Here is a 13691-nt window from a genome sequence, read left to right as displayed (position 1 = left end):
TAGGGATGTGTTTCTGTGATACAAAGATAAAGTCAATTTATCCTCATCTGCAAACACCAATCTTCAAGGAGTGATGTCAATGAAAACATACCGAGCAATAGAAATTACTACACCAGGTAAGCTTAATCTGGTTGAAAGGCCTCTACGTGAGCCTGGGCCAGGCCAAGTTCGTCTTCGTGTTGAAGCCGCGGGAGTTTGCCATACGGATGTGATGGCTGTTGAGGGACTATGGCCTGGACTCAAATATCCTTTAGTACCGGGCCATGAAATTGCAGGCCGAATAGATGCGGTTGGCGCAGAAGTTAATCATTGGAAAATCGGACAGCGAGTTGGTGTAGGTTGGTTTGGTGGCGAATGCCGTGAATGTGAGTCATGCCGTCGCGGAGATTTTATCAATTGCGCAAAGCTAATCATTCCGGGCTTTTCTATGGATGGCGGTTATGCCGAATCAGTCATTGTTGAAGCGCGATCTCTTGCGTCTCTGCCCGACGAATTAAATGCTGAAGATGCCGCTCCATTGCTTTGTGCTGGAGTCACTACCTATAATGCCTTACGTAATGCTAATCTTCGTCCAGGAGACGTTGTAGCAATACAAGGCATAGGTGGACTTGGGCATTTGGGTGTCCAATTTGCTCGACATATGGGTTTTTACACCATAGCTATTGCTCGCGGTAAAGAAAAAGAAAAATTAGCTCTCGAGCTGGGGGCTGAGCAATATATCGATAGTGAGGCGCAAGATCCTGCGGAAGCTCTTTTAAAACTTGGTGGTGCTGATGCTATTCTGGCTACTGCGGCCAACGGCAAATCCATGGGACCACTTTTAGGCGGACTAAAAGCTCGAGGTAAATTAATCGTTGTTGGCGTTTCTCATGAACCTATAGAAATCTCAATTCCTCAACTTATTTCTGGAACAAAAACCATTCAAGGTTCAGCATCCGGAACCGCAAGGGACATTGAAGACACCTTGAATTTTAGCTGCCAGGAACATGTTCACTCGATGAATGAAGTTGTGCCTTTTGAAAAAGCGCCCGAAGCCTACGAAAAGATGAAGAAAAACGCGGCGCGTTTTCGTATGGTTCTGAAAATAAATCAATAGAGTCGATCTTATTGAGGCATAAAATATGGATCAAACGGAAGAAAAAATCCCTGGATGTACATGAACAGTTAATGGCATTCACTGAAGCAAGTTTAGTCCTGTTGATCTCGCGTTGAGTATGCCCTCTCTGGGGACTGGTCAGCACGAACGAAATATAGGGTACAGTCTTCCTGACTTTCACCCATTGATCAGTATCTAGAATATTTACTGACATCTTCAATGCGAGAGAAAAATTTGTTAACCTGATATTCCTTCCACATTATGCGGGTGTAGTTCAATGGTAGAACTTCAGCTTCCCAAGCTGATAGCGTGGGTTCGATTCCCATCACCCGCTCAATTGAATGAGATAAACAATGACAATTGATATTACTAAAAGAGAATACCGGTTATTGCTTGATATGGTCTGTGTCGCAGGTTGGATGTTGGAAGCTTTTTCTGAGGTTGAGACCCAACATCCGGAACATCATGGCTTAAGGACTAAGTTATTTTCCTTGTATAAACAAATGGATGCGGAGCAGTATATAGAATTCGACAATACACTGAATGACTATTTTGAAACACAAAGCTATGAAAAAGAACTTCAAACTCGATTTATTGAGCCCTTTGAAGATACTATATTTTGGCATGAACTTACCCACCGTCTAGCAATGAGAGATGCTATTCAAGAAGTGGGTAAAGAGGCATTTAGCAACATGGATATTAAGGAACGGGGCAAACGGATTGATGCCTTTGAGGAACGGTATCAACAGGAATTCCAAAAAAATGGTTTAGATAAGCTGATAATTAAGTCATTCACATCCTGAGATAATAATCGCTTATCATTAAATGTCGGGCAACAAATTGCCTAATGGCATTTACTTAAGGAATTCGCTACGCTCATGGTCTCTCGGATTGGCATCCAGGAACGCTATGATCAAGGCGAGTTCTTCTGTTTTTTTCTTAAGTAAGCGCCATTAGGTAACAAATTGTCTGACAAACTGAGCTAAAAACCAATCGGGACACCTTTCTATTAACTCTACGTATACTTGGCATCATCATACCCATGGTCATTAAACTTCCAGAAACAATCACGTCGACTAATAAAAGAGATAGAGCGTTCATAAAACCAATTTAAAAGCGGTTTATAATTCGCATAATGAAAATACAGGGGCAATGGATGTAGTTTAATGGACTTTTATTGATTTTTCATCGTCAAGAGCGTCTGTTTAATATTTACTTAATAATATTATGGTACAACTGTATTTACGTTAATTATATGAAGTTAAACATGAGACGATCCTTATCCGATTTAATTTGTGATGATTTAGCTGAACTAGCACATTATGGCTCTGATGTAATAGCAAGTGAAGAGGCTCTTCGTTGCATGGTAGCATTATACCAGAATCAAGGACGACTACACAATGTTCATATTGTGCACAAAAATGAATTGCAATCATTTCTTAAAAGTACCCTGGACGTTGATACATTGAAAAATTCTCAGGGGCATTATCAGTTTTTGATTGAAGTGGGCTCACGCAGCAAAGCACATCAACGATCACCTGAAACCATTCATTACTGCACCGTAGATCTATATTTTGAGCCAGGGAAAAAACCATTAGCATTTATTGCCGATCAGTATAGAGGGTACTCGGGTTATTATAGTGAGTTCATTAAAATTGCTGATGAATTGGGTATCCATTTTGTGATTCCAGGAGGAGATGTTTTTCAAGCCGATTCCGTTCATTGTCCTGTATTCAGTATCCATCATTTATTACTTACTGCTAGTGATACCGCAATTTCTGGTTTATTGGATAATATTGCAGGAGATACAACGGATAAAACGCATACGTTGTTTTCTTGGAATGAGTTGCCCCCCCAATACATATATCCATCTCAAAGTGTCAGTATGTTATTAAAATATGTTGATTATGTAAAAAATAAAGAAGCTCTTCCGGAAAAGCAAGCAAGTCTTATCTTAGAAAACTCGCGCTTCGCTACATTTTTGCCTGCTAATTTATATCCTGACTTTAAAGTTGAGAATAAAATTAGAAATAAATCAGTTAAAACACTTGCTGCCCAGATGTCAGGAGAGGTAGTATTTGCTCTGGAAAATACTAGTGACTTTGATGAAAACACCCTTATTGATATATGCTATCAGGATAAATATCCAGTAGTTCATAGTCTTTTAACGAAGGCATTAACAATCAGCAAAAAGTTTCCCTTATATAAAAATGGTCTATTTCAAGCTCATCCATTATTTGAACTTGCGTTTTCATTTGCTTCTCCTATGGAAATCTGCTTTGAAAATATGAACTTTAAGGATGTTTTCTCAAATAAGGCAGTTTTGGAATTAATGCAGAAAGGATTAGTCGATCCTCGCAATTTATTTAATGCGATGGTTTCAGTGCCAAAAGAAATAACTGTTAATAAGGCCGTCTGCAATATTGTAAAATCTAATCTGCCAGGAATCGAAATTATTGCGTCTTGTCTTGATGCACATCCTGAGGCAAATTTGCAAAATATTAATGCATTATTCATGTCGAGACACTGCGGTATATTTTTTAATAATCCAATACTGTCCAAGCTTTTTGTAAATGGGTTGTTACGCATTGAGCATGTAGATAAAATTCTTGCATACCAAATTGACCAAAAGAAATTTGCTGCATTTACATCAGACGCTGAACGGCTAGAATACCTTGATACAAAATTTTCATTAGGACTCAATTTAAATGTTGAACTGGGCGGATCTGAATCTGTTTTCTCTGTCCCAACAATAGACATAGATAACACCGAAGAAGTAATTCCGGTCCGAAAGCCAACGGTTAACATTGGTTTATTAGTGGAGTCAATGAGCAAATCAATATTTACTGCTGAAAATAAAACTAGCGAGGATATTGTTCCTACCCCGCAGCAGGAGATACCTATTAATTAAGAGTGTAAGCGGGGGAGGCTTCCTTATAGATATTAAGGAGGTCTTCTTGCTCTACACCCTGTTCTAAATTCTGCACTAATATTGATATATCTTCGATATCACTTAGTCCTAGAGAATTACTCTCTGCTATTGTTCCACCAAAGCTTGCATTATAAATTGACACACTATTAAGCTGAAATGTTTTTTGTGCTTGTTGGCTAGCTTGTAATGCAGATGAAAACGCCTTATTTGTATCAGCCGTATGGCCACAACTTTTCAAAAATAGTCCATAACGAACATAGGCCTCGGTCAACATAATATAAGCATAACAGCCATATATAGGCAATAGCGGTTGAATTTGTCTAATTACTTTACAAAACAATTCATTGCTATATTCATATTTACTATCAATAAATTGACTATAAACATATTTAATATATCGCTGACACGCATGAATGGACTTATATTTAATAGCTCTTTCAAGATAATTGATTTCACTAGCAGAATAATCTTTTTTGAATTTACTCGCGGTATCTAAAGCTTGGTAGTAATAATAAATACCGAGCAGTAATTCAAATTTATTATTCGCTCTAGGCTGATCATAAAGCCTTTTATCTACATCATTAGTAATGAGCACACCATACGTGCTCCAGGCAGATATCCATTGTTCATTAAAATCAGGTAACCTACATATTTCATTAAACGCTGTATCTAATTCAGCCAATTGTATAATAACTTCAATCTTGCCCGAGCCAATCAAATTATGTATTTTTTGAATTTTCTGAGGTAATGTACAAGCATGAAAATTATTTAAAAATATTGCATAAGGTACGTTATTCTTCATATCATCCTTAGATATTTGATTACGTCTTGAGATACGTGAACACAGGTATTATTACTCAAGATATTGTAAAAATACGAGCACAGTATACATTATATTGCTACAAGTATCCATTACTTAACCATTTTGAACAGGGTTTTGTTAATTATCCTTATGAAAATAAAATAAAAAATAATTATGTTATTTTACAGTTTCCACAACAAATCTAACTTCTCAATCAATACAGGAAACGTCATTTCGAACGAAGTGAGAGCTCCTCAAGACAGTATAATTTGCACATCCATCACTTCGTTTGGGATGGCATTTTTCCCCGGGCTTATTGAGAAGTTACCAACAAATTTCGATAGAGAACTAGTGAAAACTTCCCACCAAAGCTTGAACCACTAAATCCCAACCATCAATTAATACAAACAATAATATTTTAATGGGCAGGGAGATAGTTACTGGCGGCATCATCATCATACCCATGGTCATTAAAATGCCAGAAACAATCAAGTCGACTAATAAAAAGGGTAAAAATATCATAAAGCCAATTTGAAAAGCGGTCTGTAATTCGCTTAATAAAAATGCGGGGATCAATTGATATAATTTAATGTCTTCGGCAGAGGAGGGCATAGGTTCCTTCGCTAATTGTAAAATCACCTGCATGTCTTTTTCTCGTGTCTGTTTTACCATAAATAATTTCAATGGCTTAGTTGCTTTTTCCAATGCTGTTTCAGTATCAATTTGATGTGCTTCATAAGGTTTATAGGATTCCTTATAAATGGACTGTGCTACAGGCATCATAGTAAATAAAGTAAGAAATAAAGACAGACTAATGATGACGGTATTCGGCGGTGTTTGCTGTAATCCCAGAGCATTACGCAGCATGGAAAGTACAACAACTATCCTGGTAAACGAAGACAGCATAATTAATATGCTGGGCGCCAGGCTTAAAACCGTAAGTACAGCAAAAGCCTGTAACGCCGGTGATATATGATCTTGATCAAAATGAATAGGACCTATGCTAGTACCGTTTGCTGCTATGCTTATGGCCGGGCAACATAATAGCAAGAGGAGGGCGTGCATTCTATGGCACTTCATACGGTCTATCGTTCTTTGCAACCATGTCTGTTTCTGATGGAATATATGTTGGATGCTCATTAATTGGTATTTATTGCTCATGATTCTGTGGATGTATTTTTTAAGGCATGTATTGCCAGTGAGTTTTGATTATCTGCCACTAAGAATTTTTGGTCTTGATAGGCAATAACATAAACTTTAGTTTTATGATGGACTGATATTTTTTCAACGACTCTGCACTGGTTATTGGTAGGGATTATTCTTTTTGAGTTTTTAGCGAGAACAAGTAAAGCCATCACTAAAATAAGCAAAATAATGCCGTAAGGAGTCCATGAGTTCGAAGCAACAAGTTCTTTTTTAAACGTTATTGCTTCTTCTGCATAGAGCGAATGAAGAAAAAAGAATAAAAGAAAGGCTGAAATGCGGCACATCAACTGGTAACCTCGGTGATTTGTATTGCAAAATGGTCTTCATGGCTCATTAATTCTCCTTTGGCTATGACCTTATTATTCAGAATCAGTTCAATGGGTTCATGAGTTTTTTGATCTAAGTGGAGCACCTGATCCGATTGAAGTTGTTTTAACTGAGCAATAGTCATACTTAAAGTACCAATACGGACACTGCATTGTACTTCTATATTACCCACTAAACCTAGATAGTTTTTGTTGATTATCTGACCTTCATTTTGTGACTGTTGTTCAGTTAATGTTATTTTTTTTACTGTAATACTCATAAAGACCTCTTTAATAATATTGATTTTTGTTGTGAAGACTGGCCTAGATCGGCCTGTGTTAATAACTCGCCTTGATGAATGACTTGCAAAGGAGTACTCGTTGGATGATCGGTAACAAGCACATCGCCAACTTGTATTGTCAACAGATGTTCTATGGGTAAATTAAAAGGAAGTAGTGTTACCTCTACCTTCAATGCTTCTTCTGCCAAGGCATCATCTAGGAAACACAAATCATGTGTTGCTTTTTGATAAGGAGATAAATGCTGATAAACCCAAGCAGGATTTAAAATAAACGTTACATTATTGTGGTGTGCATGCAAGGTTAAAAAAAGACAGGTAGAGCCCTTATAAAACCAACTTGGTGATGATTGTATTGTTTCTGTAATACTGCATTCTTCTATTTTGAGTAAGCGACTTACTAACATCAGCATGAGCTTCTGGCTAATCGCATTAAAACAAGAGTGATTTTCACTGAATAGGGTTTGATTGAATACAGACAAATAATGTTCTTCAACTATGGCTAAATGGTTATTTTCATTAAAAATAGTTAAGCCATCATGCGCTATATAATCGTGAGGTGGCGCTGTGATACTGAGTGCCAGAGGAGTCATGGCATACTCTGCATTCCAATCGTCAAGCACTTGGGCGAAATGAGCTTTGAATTGTGCCATTTCACTAGAGCTAATTAATCTAAACGGCTTAATCATTTCGATTCAAGTCCTTCGAGTAGTTGTTTGTCTATATCCATTATTTGCGAGCAAGCCTGAAACATCCTTTGTAAAATAACGATATTGGCGAACTCGGTAGTTGAGTCTACATTGGATGTTTCAATTTGTTTTGCTTTAATACTGCCAAATCCATCGCGATTAGCGCGTCCCAGGTGTATACCTTGATCACTTTTTGCTCTAAATAAATTGTCTTTGGTTTGTACTAAAGTGTGCTCTAAGTCATCAAAACGTGCTAAACCAACATGAGTTCCCTCTATTGATTGCCCATTATCATAGTTATAAGAGATCAGGCCGTTTTCATCGAAAGAAAAACTGATTTGTTTCCCTTCCCCATAACCATCATTTTGCAGGCTTTCTATTTTTGTACCTTCCGGATTTAACTTGGATTCTTTCAGCTGGACAGAATTATCTGATCCATCCTTAAAATTACCAAATTGCAAGGCAATATCCTGTGTTCCGTTTAAAGTAAAGCGAATGGTGCTATGCTCCAGTTGGGCTCCTTGAGATATGCCATTGAAAATAACCTTTTGATCGTAAGAAAAATTAATGTTTGCATCACCACAAGTAATATCTACCAGATCCCAGCTGTTGCCATCATCAGGAATATTGGTATTATCGCCATTCACTAACACAGGTGTCGATTGAAATTGCAGCTTTAGCTCATGGGATTTACCTTCAGCATCAAAGACATTGATAACGGAAAAACTAATGTCTTGATATTTGTTTTTAAACGATCCCGGCTGATTTTTTTCTGTGTCTGATTTTTCCTTAAGGATAAATTGACCTTTGAGAAAAATTTCACGAGTTGCCTTACCAGGAGCATTTTTGGGGCCTTTCTCATGAATGGGAACCAGATTTCCTGCTTTGTTATAGCCTTGAACCTGACCACCACTGTGTCTATCAATTAAAACTCCATCATTATTAAAGCCAAACTCCCCATCTCGGGTATAAAGTAGTTCACCTGATTTCAATCTTACGATGAAGAAACCTTGTCCTATTACTGCTAAGTCAGATGGATTACTGGTTTCCAAATATTTACCATCACTAAAATTGGTTGCGGTTCCTTCGACGCAGACTCCCGAGCCTAATCCTTCTTCACCACTACCATTGCCTAAAGAAGAATAAAATACATCGCTTCGTTTAAAGCCCGGACTTTGCATGTTGGCCACATTGTTTGATGTATTTTGCAAACCATAACTAGCAGCAAGCATTCCAGATAAACTGGTATAATAGGTATTGGTCATGTTAATCCTTTACTTCAATAATTTGTCCGAGCTCTACCTTTGGGATTTCGCCATTGTTCATAATTACTGTAATTTGCGGTGGTTCCTTGTCATGAAATTCTACTGTTGATACACGACCTTCACCCTCAACATTTTTAAGCCTTACTTTTTTTCCCAATAAACTCAGGCTTTGATTGCCGCTCGTCATGCCGAGCAATTGTATTAAATGCTCATTGGTCGTTCTTGCTTCTTGTAATGAGGAAAATTGCGCCATTTGCGCCATAAACTCACGGTTATCTACCGGTTTTAGCGGGTCTTGATAAGTAAGCTCTTGCATGAACAGCTTTAAATAATCAGCTTGGTCTATTCCGGTGGCGCTAACGGGTTCAGTCATATTTTACTCCATTAATAATTAACTTATTCAGGGCAATTCCTTTATCTTTTAGGAACGTCTTTATCGTTTGAATGAGTTCTTTTTCTTCTTTTGCATCCATCCCTTGATTGTTAAGAGTTAATTCTGCTTCTTGATCTTGAATAAAGAGATGATGATTTTTAAATGTGTAACGAGCATTCGAATCATTAATTACTTTAATTTCTTTACGTTCCATGGAGTTCCTAATGCTTAATGAGGAACTATTTACTTCACAAGGCATTATTGTTGGTGATGACTTTTGTTCCGTTTGTATTAACAGGTTGAGTGCCTCAGCAGCAGACGAACCAGGCTTGTTTATTTCCTCATGCAGGACATTAAGACTATCGCGATTTATTGGCCTATCCATGATTTGTAAATCAGTTAATTGGGAGGCTAACTGAATAGAACTAACTTTTATATTTTGTTGTTGCTGGTGTGCTAACGTTAGCGAATCAAATTGTAACGCTGATTGTTGTAATTGCTCTTGATGCTGCCAATAGTATTCATCGCCACTGTTTTGTTTCGTTGGTGTTTTAAGCCATAGTTCAAAATCTAGATTATCTTGCGATGATGATAATTTAGTGGATGTTTGCTGTGGCGTTGCTACTAACGGCTCACTGATCTTCATAAGTATTCCTTCTTTGTATCACCCATTCCTCTAAGTGTTGTTCCTGGACTTTCTCTTGCTGTTTTCTTTGGCTATGTTGTTCTCTATCCAAGTATTTTTCTAACATGCGTATTTCAGTCATAACGCGTTGTAACTTATCCTTTAATTTGCTTTCTAAGGCTTGATGGTTTTTCAATGCTCCCATTAACTCTTCTTTTTGCTGTTGCAATAGAGTAATAAAATTAAGTCTACTAATTTCCAATTCTGGGTTAATTTCGGTGGAAGAGCGGGTTGATGATTGATTGACTTGCTGCTCTATCTCTTCTAATTGCTGTTTTACTTTAATCGATTCGTTATCCACCGCGTGCAAATGAGTATGGAGTTCATTACGTTGCCAGGCTAATTTAGTCATGAGCGCATTTAATGATTGATTCATTGGATGATCTCCTTAAAGCGATTGACGAGATCAACACCGGATAAGGTAGGGCCTTCACTTTGGATTAAGACCTCATTGATGGCTTGAATGCGTTGCACCGCATTATCTAAATGGATATTAGAACCTGGTTTATAAGCGCCTAATTGAATTAAGTCTTTATTTTGTTGATAAATGCTGAGCAGGGAGACAATTTGTTGCACTATCTTTTGTTCTTCTACAGAAAGAAGTTGTTTACTTAAACGTGAAACACTTTGCAGTATAGAAATCGCCGGATAATGACCTTGTTGCGCTAACTCTCGGCTTAATACAATATGGCCATCCAAGAGTGCACGCATATGATCGGCCAGTGGTTCATTAAAATCATCTCCTTCGACCAAAACGGTGTATAAAGCAGTAATACTTCCTTGATGCTTAAAATTACCTGTGCGTTCTATAATTCCTGGCAAAAGTGAAAAAACACTAGGCGTGTAGCCGCGGGCAGTCGGGGGTTCCCCTAAACTTAAGCTGATTTCTCTTTGTGCCATGGCAAAGCGAGTAATAGAGTCCATAAATAACAGAACATTTTTTCCTTGTTGGCAAAAATATTCGGCAATTGCTGTGGCTGTATATACAGCCTGACGTCTCATTAGCGCTGATTCATCACTACAGGCAACGACTAAAACCGATTTTTTTCTGGTCGTTTCATTTAAATAATGCGTAATAAATTCATTGACCTCCCGGCCTCGTTCTCCGATTAGGGCAATCACGTTAACATCGCTGTTAATCTGCTGCGCTATTGTGCCTAATAGCATACTTTTTCCAACGCCACTACCCGCAAAAATTCCTATTCTTTGTCCTTTACCTAATGGAAGAAGGCCATCTATTGCATGAATTCCTGTAGAGAGCCGTTCTGAAATAGACTCACGTTTAAAAGGATTTGTTTTTTTATTTTTCGTTTGAATATTATGATCGCAATACAGTTTAACCTGCTGGTCTATTGGCAGAGCAAAGGCATCGACTATATGCCCGAGCAAGTTAGCTCCAACGGCGATAGAAAATGGAGCGCCAGTCGCTCTGACTTGATAGCCCATGCGAATAGCCGCATTATCATAAGGCATTAAATACACTTTTCCTTGTTCAAACCCCACGACTTCAGCTTGCATTATCGGTTGCGAATGGTGATCTAAAATGTCACAGACCTCACCTATAAATGCTTGAGGAGGTCCGTGAGCAACCATTTTTAATCCTATAAACTGCTCAATTTCCCCGAGGCGTTCGATGGCCGATAGTTGTTTAATCCACGGGTGCATGATGGCCCCTGTGTCTTAACCGTAATAGCAATGTTTTCAACCGATCTATCTGTTTTTCTATGTTGCCATCGAAAATACCATGTTCGGTTTTAATAACGTAACCACCCAAAGCTAAATTATCGTTTGCTTTTATTTTGAAGCCAGTTAAATGGTTGGCATGGAGTTGAATTTCTCCATTTTGTAATAGTTCAATTTCTTTGGGATGCAAATAAAGCTCTATTGATTGTTTATTATTTAATTGTTTTAGTAATTGGTTTATTTGCTGTTCTACCACCTGAGGATTAGATTCGTTTTCAATAAAAAATTGTTGGACTATATGCAGTACTATGTCTGCTATTTCGTGATTTAACGCCAAACGATTCTGTTCTATGGCTTGAGGTATTGCCTGCAAAGCGGCTTCAATTTGTTGCCTTAAATGAAACATTCTCTGTTCGACCATGGCCTGACCTTCTTCCTTGCCTAAGTCATAACCCTGTTGGTATGCTTCATTTTTTATGGCCTCTATCTCTTCAATATTCAGAAACGAGCACTGTTCTGGTTCAGGCACAAGATCTGCATTTAAATTGAATGGGGGAACGGCATTGACATTGGCTATATACATAACTTCTGAGCTGATTACTGCATTTTTCAATATCTTAGTCATGGAGATGCTCCAACTGTTCTTTAAAACTTAATTCTCTTTGCCATTGCTGAAATGCATGTGCTTTGGTTGCCGGTTTAAGCATGCAGACTACTTCTTCAATGAGTCGTTTTATTTGTTCACCTTGCTCATTACTTCGTAGGAAATGTTGAGTCCAGGAGAAATTCCCTTGCTCTAAAATGATGGCTATATAAAACGGTTCTAGTCGCATCAGCCCGCTACATACATCAGGTAATTGTGGCGCGTGGGTAGCCAATGGTAATTGAGAAAGGGGTAATTTACGAAATTTTCGCGCTTTGTCCAGTAATACAATCCCTTGCTGCTGGACAAATTGCTTTTGCTGACGAGGCGATAATTGATTCAAAATCCAATTTTGGTCTTTTAACGACAATTGAGCAATTTTTAATAACAGCTTTTTGAATTCTTTATTCATTGTGAGTTAGCCATTGAGTTAATTCAATTAGAAGTAACTGACGTCTTTTATGTCTTATTCTTTTTACTACCAGAACTCCCATCGTGCTGATAAAAAGAAAGAGGATTAAAAAATAAGACCATACCGTTTTGTCAAACTGATGAGTGATCTTCTCTGCGGTTAAGGGGACAACAGGGGGAGGGGCTTGTGGTTTTGCCGTAATTAAGGCTTCTATACTAATGACATCGCCTCGTTGTGCATTAAATCCAACGGTATTTTTTACCAATCGTTCTACCTGAGCTATGGTTTCTTTATCGGTATCTCGAGGTAAAACAACGCTAATGGACAAGTGTTCAATGGTGCCATTGGCGCGTTTAAATGACTCCTTTTCACTACCTAGCTCATACGATTTTTCCAGAGTAACATCTTGGTTTGTTTTATCTTTTTCTGTTTTACCTGTAACTGAGTGATTTATTTCTTTTTCATGAGAAATTTGCCCTTGGCTTTGAGGTTTAATCAATTCACGTTGTAACTCATCATAGTTGATTGTTGCATCTATTTTTACGACTACTTGGTTTTTAGGAAAGATTTTGTGGAGCATTTGCGCCACTTTACTATTTAAATACAGTTCTATGTTTTTCTTAGTAGTGAACTGAGCTAAAGAGTCCTCTTCTTCACTGGGAGAAAGAGTATTACCATTTTGATCGACCACTACCACACTGTTAACGCTTAAATGGGCAACGCTGGCACTAACCAATTGTTGTATACTTCTGACCTGTTTAGGGGTTAACGAATTTTTTAAATGCAAAGTAATTGCTGCTTTCGGCTGGTTTTCTTCCTTATCAAAAAGATGACTTTCAGGAATGATTAAATGTACTCGGGCATAACGTATTTCATCAAGACTGGAAATGGTACGTTCCAACTCTCCTTGTAAGGCACGCTGGTAATTGATTTTTTGAGAGAAATCGGTCATGCCAAAATCACTTTTATCAAATAATTCAAATCCCACACTGCCAGTGAATTGCATGCCGCTGCTCATAATTTTAAGACGGGTTTTAGCTATGAGGTTTTTATCTATTAAAATATCACTGCCCCCGCTACGCAGTTGATAGCTAATATTATCTTGTTCCAGTTGGCCTAAAATCTTATGGGCATCTTGTTCATCTAAATGGTTGAACAACACCGCATAAGTTGGAGATAAAGTCCACCAGCTAAGTAAAGTTGTAATTAAAACAATACACACTACAGCAACTGATAGAGTCAGTTTGCGCTGCATAGAAAGGGCATTAAACCAGGTTAGGGCTTGTTGTAGGTAATTCACT

Annotated in this window: 16 protein-coding genes and 1 tRNA gene; 4 read left to right on the top strand and 13 right to left on the bottom strand. The window is 37.9% G+C overall.

What is annotated here, in order from left to right:
* The first annotated feature begins 79 nt into the window (after nt 1-79).
* From LFA_RS09370 to LFA_RS09355, 4 genes are all read left to right on the top strand, one after another.
* Nucleotides 80-1096: an alcohol dehydrogenase gene (locus tag LFA_RS09370; RefSeq protein WP_045095958.1), complete on the top strand. Its 1017-nt coding sequence runs from the start codon at nt 80-82 to the stop codon at nt 1094-1096.
* Between the two features lie 263 nt (nt 1097-1359).
* A tRNA-Gly gene (locus tag LFA_RS09365) sits at nt 1360-1430 on the top strand.
* Between the two features lie 19 nt (nt 1431-1449).
* Nucleotides 1450-1899, top strand: coding sequence for a hypothetical protein (locus tag LFA_RS09360; RefSeq protein WP_045095957.1), 450 nt, complete (start codon nt 1450-1452; stop codon nt 1897-1899).
* Nucleotides 1900-2363: 464 nt separating this feature from the next.
* Entirely contained in the window at nt 2364-4007 is a 1644-nt protein-coding gene (locus LFA_RS09355) for a hypothetical protein (protein ID WP_045095956.1), read from the top strand.
* On the opposite strand, the gene LFA_RS09350 is transcribed toward LFA_RS09355, so the two are convergent.
* The 13 genes from LFA_RS09350 to fliF all read right to left on the bottom strand — a co-directional run bounded on the left by LFA_RS09350 (nt 4000) and on the right by fliF (nt 13690).
* Nucleotides 4000-4830 carry a DUF5630 domain-containing protein gene (locus LFA_RS09350; RefSeq protein ID WP_045095955.1) on the bottom strand — a complete coding sequence of 277 codons (831 nt, stop codon included), beginning with the start codon at nt 4828-4830 and terminating at the stop codon, nt 4000-4002. The genes LFA_RS09355 and LFA_RS09350 overlap by 8 nt on opposite strands.
* A gap of 348 nt (nt 4831-5178) precedes the next feature.
* The gene (gene fliP, locus LFA_RS09345; protein WP_231865831.1) at nt 5179-5991 is read right to left on the bottom strand and encodes a flagellar type III secretion system pore protein FliP; all 813 of its coding nucleotides are present in this window, start codon (nt 5989-5991) and stop codon (nt 5179-5181) included.
* A complete protein-coding gene (locus LFA_RS09340) occupies nt 5988-6320 on the bottom strand; it encodes a hypothetical protein (RefSeq protein WP_045095953.1) in 333 nt (110 codons plus the stop codon). The genes fliP and LFA_RS09340 overlap by 4 nt, the downstream gene beginning before the upstream one ends.
* Nucleotides 6320-6622: a FliM/FliN family flagellar motor switch protein gene (locus LFA_RS09335; protein ID WP_052673920.1), complete on the bottom strand. Its 303-nt coding sequence runs from the start codon at nt 6620-6622 to the stop codon at nt 6320-6322. Before LFA_RS09335 ends, LFA_RS09340 begins: the two co-directional genes overlap by 1 nt.
* A complete protein-coding gene (locus LFA_RS09330) occupies nt 6619-7329 on the bottom strand; it encodes a FliM/FliN family flagellar motor C-terminal domain-containing protein (RefSeq protein WP_045095952.1) in 711 nt (236 codons plus the stop codon). The genes LFA_RS09335 and LFA_RS09330 overlap by 4 nt, the downstream gene beginning before the upstream one ends.
* Nucleotides 7326-8594 carry a flagellar hook-basal body complex protein gene (locus LFA_RS09325; RefSeq protein ID WP_045095951.1) on the bottom strand — a complete coding sequence of 423 codons (1269 nt, stop codon included), beginning with the start codon at nt 8592-8594 and terminating at the stop codon, nt 7326-7328. The genes LFA_RS09330 and LFA_RS09325 overlap by 4 nt, the downstream gene beginning before the upstream one ends.
* Nucleotide 8595: 1 nt before the next feature.
* A complete protein-coding gene (locus tag LFA_RS09320; protein ID WP_045095950.1) occupies nt 8596-8967 on the bottom strand; it encodes a flagellar hook assembly protein FlgD in 372 nt (123 codons plus the stop codon).
* The gene (locus LFA_RS09315) at nt 8960-9613 is read right to left on the bottom strand and encodes a hypothetical protein (RefSeq protein ID WP_045095949.1); all 654 of its coding nucleotides are present in this window, start codon (nt 9611-9613) and stop codon (nt 8960-8962) included. The genes LFA_RS09320 and LFA_RS09315 overlap by 8 nt, the downstream gene beginning before the upstream one ends.
* A complete protein-coding gene (locus tag LFA_RS09310) occupies nt 9600-10028 on the bottom strand; it encodes a hypothetical protein (protein ID WP_045095948.1) in 429 nt (142 codons plus the stop codon). The genes LFA_RS09315 and LFA_RS09310 overlap by 14 nt, the downstream gene beginning before the upstream one ends.
* Nucleotides 10025-11317, bottom strand: coding sequence for a FliI/YscN family ATPase (locus LFA_RS09305; RefSeq protein ID WP_045095947.1), 1293 nt, complete (start codon nt 11315-11317; stop codon nt 10025-10027). The genes LFA_RS09310 and LFA_RS09305 overlap by 4 nt, the downstream gene beginning before the upstream one ends.
* On the bottom strand, nt 11301-11960 hold the full coding sequence (locus tag LFA_RS09300; RefSeq protein ID WP_045095946.1) for a FliH/SctL family protein: 660 nt from the start codon (nt 11958-11960) through the stop codon (nt 11301-11303). The genes LFA_RS09305 and LFA_RS09300 overlap by 17 nt, the downstream gene beginning before the upstream one ends.
* Nucleotides 11953-12390 carry a hypothetical protein gene (locus LFA_RS09295; RefSeq protein WP_045095945.1) on the bottom strand — a complete coding sequence of 146 codons (438 nt, stop codon included), beginning with the start codon at nt 12388-12390 and terminating at the stop codon, nt 11953-11955. Before LFA_RS09295 ends, LFA_RS09300 begins: the two co-directional genes overlap by 8 nt.
* Nucleotides 12383-13690, bottom strand: coding sequence for a flagellar basal-body MS-ring/collar protein FliF (gene fliF / locus LFA_RS09290; RefSeq protein ID WP_045095944.1), 1308 nt, complete (start codon nt 13688-13690; stop codon nt 12383-12385). The genes LFA_RS09295 and fliF overlap by 8 nt, the downstream gene beginning before the upstream one ends.
* Between the last annotated feature and the right edge of the window lies 1 nt (nt 13691).

It is taken from the genome of Legionella fallonii LLAP-10, from assembly GCF_000953135.1.
Classification (GTDB): domain Bacteria; phylum Pseudomonadota; class Gammaproteobacteria; order Legionellales; family Legionellaceae; genus Legionella; species Legionella fallonii.
Note: the sequence above shows the minus strand (reverse complement) of the source record. Positions and strands in the feature narration are given on the sequence as shown.

Excerpts from the sequence above, each read along its gene's own strand:
- LFA_RS09310 (WP_045095948.1), bottom strand. The coding sequence starts at position 10,028 with ATGAATCAATCATTAAATGCGCTCATGACTAAATTAGCCTGGCAACGT.
- LFA_RS09330 (WP_045095952.1), bottom strand. The coding sequence starts at position 7,329 with ATGATTAAGCCGTTTAGATTAATTAGCTCTAGTGAAATGGCACAATTC.
- fliP (WP_231865831.1), bottom strand. The coding sequence starts at position 5,991 with ATGAGCAATAAATACCAATTAATGAGCATCCAACATATATTCCATCAG.
- LFA_RS09295 (WP_045095945.1), bottom strand. The coding sequence starts at position 12,390 with ATGAATAAAGAATTCAAAAAGCTGTTATTAAAAATTGCTCAATTGTCG.
- LFA_RS09315 (WP_045095949.1), bottom strand. The coding sequence starts at position 9,613 with ATGAAGATCAGTGAGCCGTTAGTAGCAACGCCACAGCAAACATCCACT.
- LFA_RS09350 (WP_045095955.1), bottom strand. The coding sequence starts at position 4,830 with ATGAAGAATAACGTACCTTATGCAATATTTTTAAATAATTTTCATGCT.
- LFA_RS09300 (WP_045095946.1), bottom strand. The coding sequence starts at position 11,960 with ATGACTAAGATATTGAAAAATGCAGTAATCAGCTCAGAAGTTATGTAT.
- LFA_RS09320 (WP_045095950.1), bottom strand. The coding sequence starts at position 8,967 with ATGACTGAACCCGTTAGCGCCACCGGAATAGACCAAGCTGATTATTTA.
- LFA_RS09370 (WP_045095958.1), top strand. The coding sequence starts at position 80 with ATGAAAACATACCGAGCAATAGAAATTACTACACCAGGTAAGCTTAAT.
- LFA_RS09340 (WP_045095953.1), bottom strand. The coding sequence starts at position 6,320 with ATGTGCCGCATTTCAGCCTTTCTTTTATTCTTTTTTCTTCATTCGCTC.
- LFA_RS09325 (WP_045095951.1), bottom strand. The coding sequence starts at position 8,594 with ATGACCAATACCTATTATACCAGTTTATCTGGAATGCTTGCTGCTAGT.
- LFA_RS09355 (WP_045095956.1), top strand. The coding sequence starts at position 2,364 with ATGAGACGATCCTTATCCGATTTAATTTGTGATGATTTAGCTGAACTA.
- LFA_RS09305 (WP_045095947.1), bottom strand. The coding sequence starts at position 11,317 with ATGCACCCGTGGATTAAACAACTATCGGCCATCGAACGCCTCGGGGAA.
- LFA_RS09335 (WP_052673920.1), bottom strand. The coding sequence starts at position 6,622 with ATGAGTATTACAGTAAAAAAAATAACATTAACTGAACAACAGTCACAA.
- LFA_RS09360 (WP_045095957.1), top strand. The coding sequence starts at position 1,450 with ATGACAATTGATATTACTAAAAGAGAATACCGGTTATTGCTTGATATG.